This is a genomic window from Rubrivirga halophila (genome assembly GCF_046845755.1).
Classification (GTDB): domain Bacteria; phylum Bacteroidota; class Rhodothermia; order Rhodothermales; family Rubricoccaceae; genus Rubrivirga.
Window position 1 is genome coordinate 1,469,228 of record NZ_CP177357.1, and the last position, 15,340, is coordinate 1,484,567.

12 protein-coding genes and 1 tRNA gene are annotated in these 15,340 nt (G+C 72.5%); 7 read left to right on the forward strand and 6 right to left on the reverse strand.

Annotation, left to right across the window (positions count from 1 at the left end; translation table 11 throughout):
- Positions 1–4 precede the first annotated feature (4 nt).
- A complete protein-coding gene (locus tag ACLIRP_RS06255) occupies positions 5–943 on the reverse strand; it encodes a DMT family transporter (RefSeq protein WP_412063104.1) in 939 nt (312 codons plus the stop codon).
- A gap of 83 nt (positions 944–1,026) precedes the next feature.
- Here ACLIRP_RS06255 and ACLIRP_RS06260 point away from each other — a divergent pair, with 83 nt between their 5' ends.
- From ACLIRP_RS06260 to ACLIRP_RS06290, 7 genes are all read left to right on the forward strand, one after another.
- Positions 1,027–1,362: a MerR family transcriptional regulator gene (locus tag ACLIRP_RS06260; protein WP_412063105.1), complete on the forward strand. Its 336-nt coding sequence runs from the start codon at positions 1,027–1,029 to the stop codon at positions 1,360–1,362.
- 53 nt (positions 1,363–1,415) lie between these two features.
- Positions 1,416–1,489, forward strand: a tRNA-Pro gene (locus ACLIRP_RS06265).
- 184 nt (positions 1,490–1,673) lie between these two features.
- Positions 1,674–2,702, forward strand: a complete 1,029-nt coding sequence (locus tag ACLIRP_RS06270) for a helix-turn-helix domain-containing protein (protein ID WP_412063106.1) — start codon at positions 1,674–1,676, stop codon at positions 2,700–2,702.
- Positions 2,702–4,948, forward strand: a complete 2,247-nt coding sequence (gene ligA / locus ACLIRP_RS06275) for an NAD-dependent DNA ligase LigA (RefSeq protein WP_412063107.1) — start codon at positions 2,702–2,704, stop codon at positions 4,946–4,948. The genes ACLIRP_RS06270 and ligA overlap by 1 nt, the downstream gene beginning before the upstream one ends.
- On the forward strand, positions 4,945–5,481 hold the full coding sequence (locus ACLIRP_RS06280) for a hypothetical protein (protein ID WP_412063108.1): 537 nt from the start codon (positions 4,945–4,947) through the stop codon (positions 5,479–5,481). The genes ligA and ACLIRP_RS06280 overlap by 4 nt, the downstream gene beginning before the upstream one ends.
- Positions 5,482–7,044, forward strand: a complete 1,563-nt coding sequence (locus tag ACLIRP_RS06285) for a sodium:solute symporter (RefSeq protein WP_412063109.1) — start codon at positions 5,482–5,484, stop codon at positions 7,042–7,044. It abuts the gene before it with no gap.
- A 4-nt stretch (positions 7,045–7,048) separates the two neighbouring features.
- Entirely contained in the window at positions 7,049–9,505 is a 2,457-nt protein-coding gene (locus ACLIRP_RS06290) for an HD family phosphohydrolase (protein ID WP_412063110.1), read from the forward strand.
- Here the strand turns inward: ACLIRP_RS06290 and ACLIRP_RS06295 are convergent.
- The 5 genes from ACLIRP_RS06295 to ACLIRP_RS06315 all read right to left on the reverse strand — a co-directional run bounded on the left by ACLIRP_RS06295 (position 9,502) and on the right by ACLIRP_RS06315 (position 15,315).
- The gene (locus ACLIRP_RS06295; protein ID WP_412063111.1) at positions 9,502–10,425 is read right to left on the reverse strand and encodes a GntR family transcriptional regulator; all 924 of its coding nucleotides are present in this window, start codon (positions 10,423–10,425) and stop codon (positions 9,502–9,504) included. The two genes, ACLIRP_RS06290 and ACLIRP_RS06295, sit on opposite strands and share 4 nt — an antisense overlap.
- 83 nt (positions 10,426–10,508) lie before the next feature.
- Positions 10,509–11,300, reverse strand: coding sequence for a polyphosphate--glucose phosphotransferase (gene ppgK / locus ACLIRP_RS06300; protein WP_412063112.1), 792 nt, complete (start codon positions 11,298–11,300; stop codon positions 10,509–10,511).
- Between the two features lie 18 nt (positions 11,301–11,318).
- Positions 11,319–12,296 carry an L-histidine N(alpha)-methyltransferase gene (gene egtD / locus ACLIRP_RS06305; RefSeq protein ID WP_412063113.1) on the reverse strand — a complete coding sequence of 326 codons (978 nt, stop codon included), beginning with the start codon at positions 12,294–12,296 and terminating at the stop codon, positions 11,319–11,321.
- Positions 12,293–13,612 (reverse strand): ergothioneine biosynthesis protein EgtB, encoded by a 1,320-nt coding sequence (gene egtB, locus ACLIRP_RS06310; protein ID WP_412063114.1) that lies wholly within the window; start codon positions 13,610–13,612, stop codon positions 12,293–12,295. Before egtB ends, egtD begins: the two co-directional genes overlap by 4 nt.
- 92 nt (positions 13,613–13,704) lie before the next feature.
- Positions 13,705–15,315, reverse strand: coding sequence for a PQQ-dependent sugar dehydrogenase (locus ACLIRP_RS06315; RefSeq protein WP_412063115.1), 1,611 nt, complete (start codon positions 15,313–15,315; stop codon positions 13,705–13,707).
- Positions 15,316–15,340: the final 25 nt, after the last annotated feature.

Consider the following 15,340-nt stretch of genomic DNA (forward strand, 5'->3'; position numbering starts at 1 on the left):
GACCTTAGTCGACGACGGGGGGGAGCGGCCCGGGCGTCGCCGCGATGCCGAACCGGCGCACGACGACGACGCCCGCCACGATCAGCACGCCGCCGACGACCTGCAGCGGCGTGACCTGCTCGCCGCGCAGGGCGACGCCTGCGATCACCCCGACAACCGGGACGAGGTTCGAGAACGCGGCCGTCTTCGAGGCGCCGACCGTCTGTACGGATGTGTTCCAGATGGCGTACGCGAGCCCGGTGGAGAGCCCGCCCGAGAACAGGATCGCGGCGACCTCCCAGACGCCGAACGCGCCCCACTCGACGCCCGCGACCTCCGGGGCGGCCAGCGCGATGAGACCCGGCGCCGACACCACGATGCCCCAGAAGGTGAGGCCGAGCGGCGTGGCGCCCCGGTCGAGGACGGGCCGCGCGAGCGTCGTGTAGACGCCCCACGCGAGCGCCGCGGCGAGCATCAGCACGAATCCGCTCCCGTCGCCCTCGAACGCCGCGGCCGGGTTGCCCACGACCACGAGTGCGACGCCCCCCAGGCTGGCGGCGAATCCCGCCCAGCCCAGCGCCAGCAGCCGCTCCTGCTTCAAGAGGTGCGCCGTCAGCGCCGTCCACGCCGGGCTCGTCGCGATGAGCAGCGCCCCGGTGCCCGACGACACGCGGTCGATCCCCACGATAAAGCCGACCTGGTAGAGCAAGATGCCGAGCAGCCCCAGGCCGACGACTGCGCCGACGCCGCCCGTCTGGAAGGTCACGAGCGGTGACACACCCCGCTGACGCGATTGCCGGAGGTGGAGCCCGCCGAGCACGAGGACCGAGACCGCGAAGCGGAGCGCGTTGACCGTAAAGGGCGGGGCGACGTCGAGCGGTACTTTGATGACCGCGAAGTTGACGCCCCACACCAGGACCACGGCCAGCAGGCCGACCTCGGGGGCGAGCAGGGCGCGACGCAACGGCACGGTGGGGGGACCCGCCGAACGTAGCGCGCGAGCCGCTCGGCCCCGCCGCCGCCGGCGGTCCGCACGCGATCCTCACCATGCCCACGCCCGGCATCCGCAAGCTGTACTACTCCATCCGGGAGGTCGCCGAGGCGACCGGCCTCAAGCCCCACGTGCTCCGCTATTGGGAGTCGGAGTTCGAGGACCTCGCCCCGAAAAAGAACCGGGCCGGCAACCGGGCCTACACCGACCGCGACATCGAGGTCGTCGAGCGCATCCGCGGGCTCCTTCGCGACGAGAAGTACACCATCGACGGGGCCAAGCAGGTGATGGCGGGGGAGGTGCCCGCCGGCGGCACGCCGACGGCCGACCTGTCGCGGGCCGAGCTCGAAGACCTGCGTGCGTTTTTGGCGGACGTGTTGCGGCGCCTCTGACGCGCCCCCTAGTTTCGCCGACCCGCCACGGGACCCCGCGTCCCACGGCACCTCGGGTAGTGGCGCAGCCAGGTAGCGCACCAAGCTGGGGGCTTGGGGGTCGTCGGTTCAAATCCGGCCTACCCGACATCGACCGCTCGGTCCCCGTGGGGGCCGGGCGGTCGTCGTTTGGGGGCGGGATTCGGCGCGAGGCGCTGGCGCCGTCGGGTCGGGAATCGGACCGGATGCGGAGAGCGGGGCCTCGAGGGGGAACCCTCGCCGCTCGGGATCGTGGGGCCTGGTACCTTCCAGCGCCCCCACCACACGTGCCTGTGCCCTCCGGTCCGTTCGAATCCGACCTCCGCGCCGCCCGAGAGGCCAAAGGCCTCTCCCTCGGCGACATCCAGCAGCAAACGCGGATCCCCGTCGACGTGCTGCGGCGCTTCGAGGACGGCGACCTCGTGGGCGACCCGACCTACAACGAGGTCTACCTCCAGGCGTTTCTGAAGTCGTACGCCAAGGCCGTCGGCGCGTCGCCAAGCGCGGTTCTGGCGGCCTACAGCGCGGCGAAGGCCGGGACGTACCGGGGCGACCTCCACCCCGAGGGGGGCGGGGAGGCCGCGCCGGCCCCGCCTCCGGCGGCGCCCCCCGCTGCGGACCCCGCCCCCTCGAAGGGCGACGCGCCCGCCCCTTCACCGCCTCCGGCGGCGGCCAAGACCGTGACGCCCCGGGCGACCGGCGCGGCGCCGGCCGTCGATGCGCTCCGTAACACGCCCGATCCGTCGGCGCGCCCGGTGGAGCCCGACAGGCCGAAGACGCTGGCGCAGGCCCGCGTGAACCGCCCGGTCGTGCCGGGCGCCAAGCGGTCGTTCGACAAGAACTGGGGGTTGATCCTGGGCCTGTTCGCCGTCTTCGTGCTGATCGTCGGCGGCGCCATGTGGTGGCTCCTCCGGGACGACTCGCCCGAGCGCGAGCCGGAGGACCAGGTCGTCTCGGTCGGCGCCGACGAGCAGCCCGCGGCTCCCGACTCCGTCGATGCCGCCGCCGAGACCCCGACCGGACCAGAGCTCACCTTCCCGATCACGGCGTCGGTCACGGCCGGCGGCGACGGGCTCCAGTCGTTCCGCGTCACCCAGGACGCCAACGATCGCGCCCCCTACTGGGTCGAGGTGGGTGACACGCAGACCTACTCAGGGGATTCTCTGCTCATCCTGTGGGGCGAGGACCCGACGTCGGACTTTTCCGAGGCGACGGTTGAGATCCAGGGCCTTCGGTTCACGCCGCCGAGCGGTCGCCCGCTGAGAATCAGCCGGGCGACCGGGCAGGCGCTCCTCGACTCGCTGGCGGCGGCCGGGGGCTGATGACAGACGTGATCGGGGCCGCGCGCGCCCTGCTCGACGAGGTCGACGGGCTTGACGTCACCGCGCTGGCGGCCGGCGACGCGGGGTCGCTCGCGGCACGGCTGCGGCCGGTCGTCCGCGCCCTCGGCCAGGCGTACTACACCGACGCCGAGAGCCTGGTCGGCGACACGCAGTACGACCGCCTCTTCCACGCTCTGCGCGAGTTGGAGGAGGCCTACGGGCTCCAAACGCCCGACTCCCCGACGCATCGCGTTGGGGGAGCGCCCCTCGACGCCTTCCAAAAGGCCGCGCACCCGGTCCCGCTGTTGTCGCTCGGCAACGCCTTCGACGGCGACGACCTCCGGGCCTGGGCCGACCGCGTCCGCAAGGGGCTGGGCGGCGTGCTCGACGACGGCGAGCCGCTCACCTTTGTCGCCGAGCTCAAGATCGATGGTCTGGCGCTGGCGCTCACCTACGCCGACGGCGTCCTGACGCGGGCCGCTACGCGCGGGAACGGCCGGGTCGGCGAGGACGTGACGGCGAATGTCCGCACCGTCCGCGCGATCCCGCTGCGGCTTGGCGACGGCGCCCCGGCGCGAGTCGAGGTGCGCGGCGAGGCGTTTATGGCGCGGTCCGCGTTCGAGGCCGTCAACGCGCGGCTCGCGGCGGCGGGTGAGAAGACGATGGCGAACCCCCGCAACGGGGCCGTCGGGAGCCTGCGCCAGCTCGACCCGACCGTCACGGCCTCGCGAGAGCTGTCGTTTTACGCCTACGGCGTCGGGCCGGTCGAGGGTGAGCTGCCCGACACGCAGTCGGCCGTGCTCGACGAGCTGGCGCGGCTCGGCTTCCCGACCGAGACGCACCGGCAGGTGTTTTCCGATGTCGACGCGCTCGTGGCGTTCTGCCAGGGCTGGGCCGACCGCCGCGACACGCTCGACGTCGAGATCGACGGCGTCGTCGTCAAAGTCGACCGGCTCGACTACCAGGACGTGCTCGGCCTGCGCTCGACGGAGCCCCGCTGGGCGGTCGCCTTCAAGTTCCCCGCTCGCGAGGCCACGACGCGGCTCGTCGGCATCGAGCACAACGTCGGCCGGACGGGCGTCATCAAGCCGCTGGCGCACCTGGAGCCCGTCGAGGTCGGCGGCGTGACGGTCTCGCGCGCGACGTTGCACAACGCCGACTACATCCAGTCGCGCGACATCCGCGTCGGGGACGACGTGGTCGTCAAGCGCGCCGGCGACGTGATCCCAGCCGTCGTCGGGCCCGTCGGCGCCGACCCCGACCGCGACCGCGCGCCGTACACGCCGCCTGAGGTCTGCCCCGTCTGCGGCCGCGCGCTCGTGCGGCCCGAGGACGGCGTCGACTTGCGCCACCTCGAGCCCGGCTGCCCCGGCGTCCTGCGCCGCGCCGTCGAACACATCGTATCCCGGGGTGCGCTCGACGTGGACGGGCTCGGCAAAAAAGGCGCGATCCGGCTCGTCGACGAGGGGCTGGTGACCGACCTGCCCGACCTGTTCCGACTCATCGACCGCCGGGACGACCTGGTCGCCCTCGAGGGCTTCCAGGAGAAAAAGGCCGACCGCTTGATCGCGGGGCTGGAGGCCGCCAAGCACCGTCCGCTCGCGCGGCTCCTCTTCGGGCTCGGCATTCGCCACGTCGGCGAGACGGTCGCCCGCGACCTCGTCGCCCATCACGAGTCGCTGGCGGCGCTGGCGACGGCCACGCAGGAAGAGCTGGAGGCGATCGACGGGATCGGCCCAATCGTCGCCGAGAGCGTCGTCGACTGGTTTCTGGACCCCGAGAACCAGCGGACAGTCGCCGACCTCGAGGCGCTCGGTGTCGACACGACGCGCAAGCCGGACGAGCGGGTCGCCTCAGAGGCCGACACCGACGGGGTGTTCGCCGGTATGACGGTCGTGATCACGGGCGCGTTCGACGGGATGACGCGCCCCGAATTGAAGGCGGAGATCGAGGCGCTCGGCGGCAAGGTCTCGGGCAGCGTCTCGAAAAAGACCGACTTTGTGGTTGCAGGCGAGAAGGCCGGCTCGAAGCGCGCCAAGGCCGAAGAGCTCGGCGTGGCGATCCTGGACGGCGACCAGATCTCGGCCGTGCTGGCGGGCGGCCCGCTCCCCGACGCCCCCGATGCGTCGTCCGAGCCCGCGGACGCTCCACCGACGGGGGGCGATGACCCGGTGAGCGACGCCCCGGGCGGCGACGAACTTGGGGCTGGGGGCACCGCCAAGGGGCAGGCCTCGCTGTTCTCGTGATCGCCCAGCTCCGCCACGCCGTCGCTGCGCGCGCGGCCCGCGCCGCCGTCGCCGCGCGCCGACCGGCGGCCCCTCGGCGGCTGGCGGAGCGGCGCCTCCTGCTCGTGCTCCCACCCGACGACGCCGGTCAGGCGGCGGCCTGGGCCCTCGTCACCGGGGTGGGGCTGGCGACGGACCGCGTGACGGCCCTCGTGGCGGGGGAGCACATCGCCTCCGCGCCGTTCGCGTTCACCGGCCACATCACCGCCCTCGGCGACGACGCGCTCGACTGGCGCCGCCTCCCGACGCGCGCCGTGCTCGACGCCGCGTGGGCCGATGCCCCAGACGTCGCGGTCGACCTCGCCGCGCCGGACGATCTTGCGGCGGCCGTCGTGGTCGGCGCCTCGCCCGCCGCCGTCCGCATCGGCCGCCACCGACCCGACCGCGAGCCTTTTTTCGACCTGATGATCGGGGCCACCCCCGACGCCGCGACCGCCGCCGACGCGCTCGGCCGGCTCCTGCGCCAGCTCGACCCCCCCGTCCTCCCCGTCTAAGTGCTCACACCGATCGACCTCGTCGTCCTCGCGCTCTACGCCGTCGGCATCGTCGCCTTCGGCCTGAGGGCGGGCGGGCAGCAGGCCTCCACCGACGACTACTTCCTGGGCGGGCGCGACCTGCCGTGGTGGGCCGTCTGTTTCTCGATCGTCGCCACGGAGACGAGCACGCTGACCGTCATCGGCGTTCCAGCGGTCGCCTACGGCGGCGCGCTGACGTTTCTGCAGCTGGCGATCGGCTACATGATCGGACGCGTGGTCGTGGCGTACGTGCTGCTTCCGCGCTACTTCCGGGGCGAGCAGCAGACGGCGTATGCCTACCTGGGGAGCCGCTTCGGGGACGGGATGCGCGGGCTGGCGTCGGTCACCTTCCTGCTCACGCGCCTACTGGCCGACGGCGTGCGCCTGTTCGCGACGGCAATCCCGATCCAGGTCGTCGCGCGCGCGGCGGGCTTCGAGGTCGGCTACCCGGCCATCATCATCGCCATCGGTGTCGTGACGGCCGCGTACACGTATGTCGGCGGGCTCAAGGCCGTCGTCTGGATGGACGTGGTCCAGATGGGGATCTACGTCGGCGGCGCCGTCATCGCGCTCGGCTTGTTGTTCGCCACGCCCGCCCTGGGGACGCTCGCGCAAGCGGCCGAGGCGGGCAAGCTGACGCTCCTCGACCCTGTGATGGGGGAGGGGCTCGGCGTGCTGCTGACGTCGCCGTACGCGCTCGTGGTCTCGGTCGTCGGCGGGGCCGTCTTCGCGATGGCGTCGCACGGGACCGACCAACTTATCGTCCAGCGCGTGCTCGCGTGTCGGTCGCTGGAGGAGGGCCGCAAGGCGATGATCTGGAGCGGCGTGTTCGTCGCCGTCCAGTTCGCCCTCTTCCTGGCCGTCGGCTTGATGCTGTGGGTCCACTACGGCGGCGCGCCGCTGGCGGAGCTGGGCCTGACCCGGGGCGACGAGCTGTTCCCCCGCTACATCCTGGACGAGATGCCGGTCGGCCTGCGCGGGCTGCTGCTGGCGGGGATCGTGGCCGCCGCGATGAGCACGCTGTCGTCGTCGCTGAATGCGCTCGCGGGCTCGACGCTGATGGATCTCCTGGAGCGGGTCGGCAAACGGCCGGAGTCGCCCCAGAAGGCGCTCGCGCTGAGCCGCGTGCTCACGCTCGTCTGGGCCGGCGTGTTCGTCGGGTTCGCGATGCTGTTTACGGGCATGGACAACCCGGTCGTAGAGCTCGGGCTCGGGATCGCCGGGTTTACGTACGGCGGGCTGCTGGGCGCCTTCGTGCTCGGCCTGATCTCGAACCGCGCACGCCAGCCGGACGCGATGATCGCGTTCGTGGTCGCCATCGTCGCGATGGTCGCCATCATCTTCGGCCTGTGGTTCAGCACCGAGACCGGCAGTTGGACGTTGGCGTGGCAGCCGTCCGCCGACCTCCGCGCCGACCTCGGCTTGCGAGCGGTCGCGTGGCCGCTGTACCCCGTGATCGGGGCCTCGATCACCGTCGCGCTCGGCTCGCTGCTGGCGCTCCGGCACGGGCCGGGAGCCGGACCCGTCACGGTGGCGTCCTAGTCCCATGAGCCTTCTCGATCGCCTCGGACTGTCGCCCCGCACCGGCCGGTACTCCCGCCGGGCGGGCCTCCGGTCCGACACCCGCCGGCCCAAAGAGGCCCCCCGGATGACGCGTCAGGGCACGGCGATCCGCGCCGGGCTGTTCCTCATCCTGGGCACGCTCGCCCTCGTCGCATTCCCCAATGTTGCCGTCTACGACGGGACCGCGCGGCCGGGCGACGTGTGGCAGTCCGACGACGTGGTGGCCCCGTTCGACTTCTCGATCCGGCTGCCCGACGAGGAGATCCAGGCCCGGCGCGATTCCGTGCTGGCGTCCGAGGCGCCCATCTTCCGCGAGCGGCCCGAGGCCCAGGCCCAGACACTCGCCCGGCTCGACTCCGTCGACGCCCGGCTCGACTCGACGTTCGCGGCGTACGTCGACTACCGCGAGGCCCGCCAGCGGGTGGGCCAGGTCTCCGCCGACGGCGAAGCGGGGGACCTTCGGGCCGCCCGCGCGGCGGTCCGGGCCGACTCGCTGACGTACCTCCAGAAGCGCCGCGGGCTGTCGCTCAGCCTGAGCCCGCGGCAGTGGGACCTTCTGCTGGCGTCGGCCTACGACACGGCGACCGCGCGTCGGGGCGGTGCCCCGCTCGACGACCGCCTGCTGACCGAGGCGGGGCGGATCGCCCGCGAGCTGCTCGGCCGGGGCGTGCTCGACGTGCCCATCGACTCGGTCCGGTCCGACGTCTTGCTGGTCCAGAATCTCGACACGCGCTCGGAGATCCAGAAGCGGCGGCAGGACGTGGTCGGAATCGACCAAGCGACCATCTTCGCTCGGCGGAGCCTGTTCGCCGCCTTCCCCGGCCGCCCCGACACGGTCGCCATCGGTGCGGCGCTGTTCGCCTCCGCGCTCGACCCGTCGCTGGTCTACGACGCCGAGGCGACCGACCGCAAGCGGGCCCAGACGCTGCGGAGCGTGCTCCCGACGCGCGGCCGCGTCCGCGAGAACCAGATCGTCATCCGCCGCTACGACGAGGTCACGCCGGAGCGGTACGAGATGCTCCAGTCGCTCGACTACGCCCAGCGCCAGCGGAGCGGCGACAGCTCGTGGATCGCGACCGTCATCGGCCGGATGATCCTGGTGTTCTCGGCCATCGCGCTCTTTTTCCTGTACACGTACCTGCTCCGGCCGGCGCTGTACAACGACCTGCGCCAGTTTATTCTGGCCTGCCTGATCCTGGGCGGCGTGCTGACCGGCTTCCTGATCGCCGGCGCCTTCGGGGGGCCGGCCGCGTTCGTGGTCCCCGTCGCGCTCGCGTCGATCCTGCTCACGATCGTGTTCGACAGCCGCGTCGGCAGCTTCGCGACGCTGACGCTGGCGGCGATCGGCGGGCTCGTCTTCGGGTACGACTTTCCGTACACGTTCACGACGCTGATCGTCGGCGTGCTCGCGGTGTTCTCGGTCCGCGACGTCAAGAACCGGAGCCAGATCTTGGCCAGCGCGGGGCTCGTGCTGCTGGCGTACGCCCTGGTGCTGCTGGGCTACGAGTTGCTCCGGGCCGACCCCTTCACGACCGGCTTCTTCGGCGATCTCGCCGCCGTCGCCGTCAACGCCTCGCTGATCCTGCTGGCGGCGCCGCTGCTGTGGGGGATGGAGCGCGTGTTTGGCGTGACGACCGACATGACGCTGCTCGAGCTGTCGGACACGAACCGGACGCTGCTTAAAAAGCTCTCGATGCAGGCGCCGGGGACGTTCAACCACTCGTTGCAAGTGGCGAACCTCGCCGAGGCCGCCGCCGACGCGATTGGCGCGAACGCGCTCCGCGCACGCGTCGGCGCGCTGTACCACGACATCGGGAAGATGCTCAAGCCTGAGTACTTTATCGAGAACCAGCAGCCCGGCGACAACCCGCACGACAAGCTCAAGCCCTCGATGAGCGCGCTGGTGATCGCGGCGCACGTCAAGGAGGGCGTCCAGCTCGGCCGCGAGCAGAACCTGCCCGAGGTCGTCCTGGACTTTATCGGGAGCCACCACGGGACGGGCCTAATCGAGTTTTTCTACCGCCGCGCCCAGGAGGAGGCGGAGGACCCGTCGACTGTCGACGAGTCGGACTACCGGTACCCCGGTCCGCGGCCGGAGACGAACGAACAGGCGATCGTGATGCTCGCCGACTCCGTCGAGGCCGCCAGCCGGAGCCTGGGCAAGCCCACGCCCAAGCGGCTGGAGTCGCTCATCGACGGGATCGTCGCGGCGCGCGTGGCCGACGGCCAGCTCGACGAGTCGACGCTGACGTTCGCGGACCTGGCTCGGATCAAGGACGCCTTCCACACGCTGCTGTGCGGGATCTACCACTTCCGCGTCCGGTACCCGGATCAGGAGGAGGACGCGCCGGACACGGTCGCAGAGGCGGCGCCGGACGCGGCGGCGGAGGAAGAGGCGACGGTCGGGGCGACCCCGGAGGAGCGCTCGACGCTCGGTTAGCCCGCGAGCGCGTCGCGCAGTCGGGTCAGGGAGGCCGGCGCGAGCGTCGGCGCCATCTCGGCGGCGGGCGTGGACAGCCGCTGCACGACGGGCCGGATGCGGCGCCGCGCCTGGGGCGTGAACACGACGAGGTCGGACTGCCGGACGACCGTCTCGAGCTGGCGCTTGTCGGCGTCGACGGGCAGCGCGAGCAGGGGGCCGGCGAACCCGGTCCGCTGGCGGATCTCGTCGGAGAGCGGCGCGACGGCGTCGGGGTGCCGCGTCACGACGCCGAGCGACTCGCCCGGGCCCAGGCTGGCGATCCGCTCGAGCACGTCGACCGCGTACATCACGGCGGCCCCGACGACCTCGGCGCCCGGACGCGCCCGGCGCCCGGCCCGGAGGTCCGGCAGGGCGACGACGAGCCCGTCGACCGCGTCGAGCGCGCCGAGCTCGGACAGGAGCATCGGTTGGACACGCTCCTGGAGCGCCGCGCTCGCCTGCTCGGCGCCGCTCTCGGCCAGCTCGCGGTAGCTGGCGGCGAAGTACAGGGCGCGCCGCGTGCCCGGCCGCTCGAAAAACTGCAACCCCTCCTGGACGACGTACTCGACTTCGTCGTCGCCCAGCCCGAGCCCGACGAGCTCGTGGAGCGCCGTCTCGACGACGCCCGCCCCGCGCTCGAGCCGCTCGGCCCGCGACAGCGCCTGCCGCTCGACGACGACGTAGCCGCCGCCGCGGCGCACGTCGACGATGCCCTCCTGCGCCAGCTTCTGGTACGCCTTGCGGGCCGTGTGGAACGAGATGCCGAGCTGGTCGCCGAGCGCGCGCGTGGAGGGGAGGCGGCTGCCGGGACGGTAGCGCCCGGCGGCGATCTCGTAGCGCATCGCCCCGACGAGCTGGTCGGCGAGGGGGAGCGGGGCGTCGCGGTCGAGTTCGATCACGGGGGAAGGGGACAGGGCACGCCGCCGCGGAGGGGTCCACGTCGAGGGCAGAGCGACGACGCGCGCGGGCCGCAGCTCGCGGACTAACCGCCGAGCATCTCGCGGGCGGCGACGGCGGCCCCGACGATGCCCGCTTCGTTGCCGAGCGCGGCGGGGCGGAGCTTGGCCTTCGTCTTGAGCACGGGCGAAAACCGCTCCCACCGCTCGGGCTTGCTGACGCCGCCGCCGATCACGATGAGGTCCGGCGACAGGATGAACTCGTAGTGCTTGAGGAGGGGCTGGACGCGGCGCTTGCCCCACTTTTCCCACGAGAGGTGCTCCTTGCTCCGGATCGAGTCGGCCCCAAAGTGCTCGGCGATCCGGTCGTTGTCCCAGATGAGGTGCCCGAACTCGGTGTTCGGGACCAGGCGGCCGTCGATAAAGAGGGCGCTGCCGATGCCGGTCCCGAAGGTGAGCACGAGCGTGGTCCCCTTCTGCTTGCGGGCGGCGCCGAATTTGACCTCCGCGATGCCCGCCGCGTCCGCGTCGTTGATGACGGCGACCGGGACGCCGCACGTCTTGCGGAACAGCTTCCGGGCGTTCGTGCCCTCCCAGGCCGGGTCGATGTTGGCGGCCGTCTCGACCACGCCCCGGACGACGCGGCCCGGCACGGTGCACCCGATCGGTCCGGTCCAGCCGGTCGCCTTCATGATCTCGTGGACCGTCTCGGCGACGGCCTTCGGGGTCGCCGGCTGCGGCGTCGGGATGCGGTAGCGCTCGGACAGCAGCCGGCCCTTTTTGGCGTGGACGGGGGCCCCCTTGATCCCGCTGCCGCCGATGTCGACGCCGAGGATCTTGGACGGGACCTTCTTTTTGGGGGAGTCGGGATCAGCCATGCCGCAAGCTAGAACGACTCAGCGCCCGGCGCCGCGCTCGTAGAGCTCGACGGCGAACCGGCCGTCGGCGTCGGTCCAGCGTTGGCGCCGCGCGAGCCCGGCGTCGCTGGCGAGGTCCGCGAGCCCGTCCGGCCCGTACTTGTGGGAGTCCTCGGTGTGGATGGTCTCGCCCTCGTCGAAAGCAAAGGGGTGGCCGAGCACGGTCAGCGTCTGCTCGCGCAAGCTGCGCAAGTGCATCTCGACCCGGCGCTCGTCGGGGTTGATGCGCGCCTCGTGGGCCCAGGCGCTCAGGTCGGCGTCGCCGTCGAGCTCGCGGTTGATGCGGCGGAGCACGTTGAGGTTGAACGCGGCGGTGACGCCCTCAGGGTCGTCGTACGCGAGCCGGAGCGTCGCCTCGTCCTTCCATTGGTCCACGCCGACGAGCAGGGCGCCATCCTCGCCGATGACCTGGGCGACGTGTTGGAGGAACACGCGGGCTTCGGGCCGGGAGAAGTTGCCAATCGTGGAGCCGGGGAAGAACACGACCAGACGCCGAGTTTCGTCCGGGAGGTCCGGCAGCGTATACGGCTCGGTGTAGTCGGCGGCGACGGGGAGCACGGGCAAGCCGTCGTACTGGCGCCGCAGGCGATCGGCGGTCTCCAGCAGGAACGTCTCCGAGATGTCGATGGGGACGTAGGCTGCGAGCGTCCGCCGGGCGTGCAAGGCGTCGAGCAGGATCCGCGTCTTGTCGCTGGAGCCAGAGCCGTACTCGACGAGGGCCGAGTTCCGGCCGATCGCGTCGACGATAGCGTCGGCGTGCTCGGTCAGGATCGCGCGCTCGGTCCGGGTCGGGTAGTAGGCGTCGAGACGGGTGATCTCGTCGAAGAGGCGGGAGCCGGCCTCGTCGTAGAAGTATTTGGCCGGGAGCGTGCGCGGTCGGCTCGCGAGCCCCGCGAGCACGTCGGCGGCGAAGGCGTCGGCGTGCGCCGGCGGCGCGTCGGTGTCGGGGTCGGTCACGAGCGGGCGAGGCGGAGGCCCGTGAACTGCCAGGTGGCGTCGGGCGGGAAAAAGTTGCGGTACGTCGGCCGGATGTGGCCGGGCGGGGTTGCCACGCTGCCGCCGCGGAGCACGAACTGGTTGGCCATGAACTTGCCGTTGTACTCGCCGAGCGCGCCCTCCACGGGACGGTACCCGGGGTACGGCGAGTACTGGCTGTGCGTCCACTGCCACGCCTCGCCGACGAGTTGGCGGAGGGGCGGCGACGCGGCCGGCGCGCCGTCACCGCCGGTGGCGGGCTCGGCGGGGGACGGGTGGAGGCGGTCGTGCGCCGGGGGCGGCGTGCCGTCCCAGTCGGCGCGCGCGGCGACCTCCCACTCGGCCTCGCTCGGCAGGCGGGCGCCGGCCCACCGCGCGTAGGCATCGGCCTCGAAGTAGCTGAGGTGCGTGACGGGCTCGTGGGGGTCGACCGGGCGGAAGCCCTCCAGCGTGTAGTGCCACCAGTCGCCGTCGCGCGTCTCCCAATAGAACGGCTCGGTCCAGCCTTTCTCTTCCCGCGTCGCCCAGCCGAGGGAGAGCCACAGTTCGGGGCGTTCGTAGCCGCCGTCGGCCATGAAGGCCTGGAACTCGCCGCACGTGACGAGCCGGTCGGCGATCTCGAAGGCCTCGACGAACTGGCGGTGGCGCGGGCCCTCATTGTCGAAGTGGAACCGCCCGGCCGTGGTCGACGGGTCGCTCGCCTCGAACCCGATCTCGTGGAGCGCGGCCGGGAACGCCCGCCAGCCGAGCGGGCCGGGATCCTGCGCCGGCGGGTGGGGCCGCTCGCGGTACGCCGGCCGCAGCGGGTTGACGGCGAAGACGTGCTTGAGGTCGGTCAGCATCAGCTCCTGGTGCTGCTGCTCGTGGTGGAGCCCGACCTCCACGATGTCCGCGATGTCGGAGCGCTCGGCCTCGTCGAGGTCACGCAAAAACGCGTCCATCGCCGCCGTGACGTGCTGTCGATAGGCGGCCACGTCGGCGACGGTGGGCCGCGAGAGGTAGCCGCGCTGGGCCCGGCAGTGACGCTCGCCGGCCTGGACGTAGTAGCTGTTGAAGAGGAACGGGTAGCGCTCGTCGAACAGCGCGTACTCCGGAGCGAACGGCGTGAGCACGAAGGTCTCCCAGAACCACGTGGTGTGGGCGAGGTGCCACTTGAGCGGCGACACGTCCTCCATCGACTGGACGACGTAGTCCTCGACGTGCAAGCCCTCGGTGATGGCTTCGGAGTGGGCGCGGACGGCGGCGAAGCGGTCGGCGAGCCGGGCCGTGGGGACGGTGCGAACGGGGGAAGGCAGCATGCGCTAGGGACCTGAGGGGGCGGCGGGGGTTCCGGCGCTGTCCCGACGCTTCCGAAGTCAGGAATCTTCCCCGCCGTCCGGACCCCGGCCCGCTAGCGGCAGAGCGTGTCGAGGCGATCGACCACCTCGGCCCGGACCGCGGGGTCGGGGATGGTGACCTGCGGCATCCCGGTCCCCGGGATGCCGGCCTCCGTGTCCGCGAGGAAGGCGACCAGCCGGTCCCGGTCCCACACGCCGCCCGCCCGGCGGAGCGCATCGGACGCGCCGGGCGCCTGCCCCACCGGGCGGCCCTCGACGCCGCACAGCCCGGGGGCGGCGCCGTTGGTGGACTGGCCGTGGCACGTCCGGCAGCGACCGATCTCGCCCGCCGCTTCCCGGCTCATCGCCGGGGCGCCGCCCTGCAGGCCCGCCGGCCGGCGGCGGGGCGTCAGGCGGATGACCTCCGCGTTGTCCGAATAGAGGTAGATCCGCCCCCGGTACATGAGCATGTCCCGGACGCGGTCGCCGAGCGGGATCGTCTCCATCGTCACCACCCGGGAGCCGTCGAGGCGGGCGCGGACGAGCGAGCGGGCGTTGAGGCTGCCGATCAGCAGGTCCCCGTCCCACAGCGGGTCGATGCCCTCGACCTCGTCGAGCTCGGACGGGGCGATCGAGGGGACCCACGACCACGCCGGCTTCGCGAACCCCTCGTGCCGCCCCGTGGCGATGGCGCCCGGCCAGACGGACGAGCCGTAGTCGGTGCCGTACGTGGCCTGCGGCCAGCCGTAGTCCCGCCCCGCCTCGACGTGGTTGAGTTCGTCGCCGCCTTGAGGGCCGTGCTCGGTCGACCAGAGCGCGCCGTCGGCCGTCCGGGTGAGGCCCTGGGGGTTGCGGTGGCCCGTCGAGTGGACCGTCGAGGCACCGGTCGCGAGGTCGATCCGCCAGATCCGGCCATAGTCCGAGGCCGGGTTCTGCGACACGGGCGGGGCGTCGAGCCCGTCGTAGCCGTAGTCACCGACGGTCCAGAACAGGGCGCCGTCGCCGGACCGCTCGAGCCGCCCGCCGGCCTGGTGGCCTTTGTAGGGCTCGGGCCCCCCGCGGAACAGGAGGCAGGGCGACGTCTCGAGGACCGTCTCCCAGTCGTCCGCCCCCGCCCGCAGCTGCGCGACAGGCCCCTCGATTCGGAGACGCGCCACGACCGACGTCACGCATCGGGCGTCGGGGTAGAACTGGGAGTAGGACAGGTACAGGTAGGGGGGCTCGTACTCGAGGTCGTGGTACCGGTGCCACGCGTACCGGACGTGGGCGGGCGGGCCGTCGGGCGCAGGCAGGGCCTCCAGCGCCTCACGGCCGTTGTCGGGGAAGGCGACGGGGAGCAGGCGCCGGGCGAGCGTCTCGGGGTCGAGGACCGAAAGGGTCCCGTTGACCATCAGCAGCAGGGCCCCTGGCATCCGGGCGAAAGCGCCCGCCTGCCGGCTCGTCTGCGGGAACCCGTAGCCGACCTGGAGGAGGTCGAAGTCGAGGAGTTGGGTGGGGAGCACGCGCTCGGGGGGGCGCGTCCGCCGGGTGGCCGCGTCGACGCCCTGCTGGAGGGCGGGGTACGGCCACACGCCGAACTCCGAGAGGACTACGCTCGCCCCGGCCCCGGCGCTCGCAAGCAGCACCGCGGCGACGGCGAGGCCGAGCGGACGGGGGAACAGGCGGGCCGGCTTCCAGAAGGGCATGAAGCCCGGGCAGCGAGGGAGGGAG

Bases quoted from the DNA above. Each gene is read 5' to 3' on its own strand.
- ACLIRP_RS06315 (WP_412063115.1), bottom strand. From the start codon at position 15,315: ATGCCCTTCTGGAAGCCGGCCCGCCTGTTCCCCCGTCCGCTCGGCCTC.
- ACLIRP_RS06290 (WP_412063110.1), top strand. From the start codon at position 7,049: ATGAGCCTTCTCGATCGCCTCGGACTGTCGCCCCGCACCGGCCGGTAC.
- ACLIRP_RS06260 (WP_412063105.1), top strand. From the start codon at position 1,027: ATGCCCACGCCCGGCATCCGCAAGCTGTACTACTCCATCCGGGAGGTC.
- egtB (WP_412063114.1), bottom strand. From the start codon at position 13,612: ATGCTGCCTTCCCCCGTTCGCACCGTCCCCACGGCCCGGCTCGCCGAC.
- ligA (WP_412063107.1), top strand. From the start codon at position 2,702: ATGACAGACGTGATCGGGGCCGCGCGCGCCCTGCTCGACGAGGTCGAC.
- ppgK (WP_412063112.1), bottom strand. From the start codon at position 11,300: ATGGCTGATCCCGACTCCCCCAAAAAGAAGGTCCCGTCCAAGATCCTC.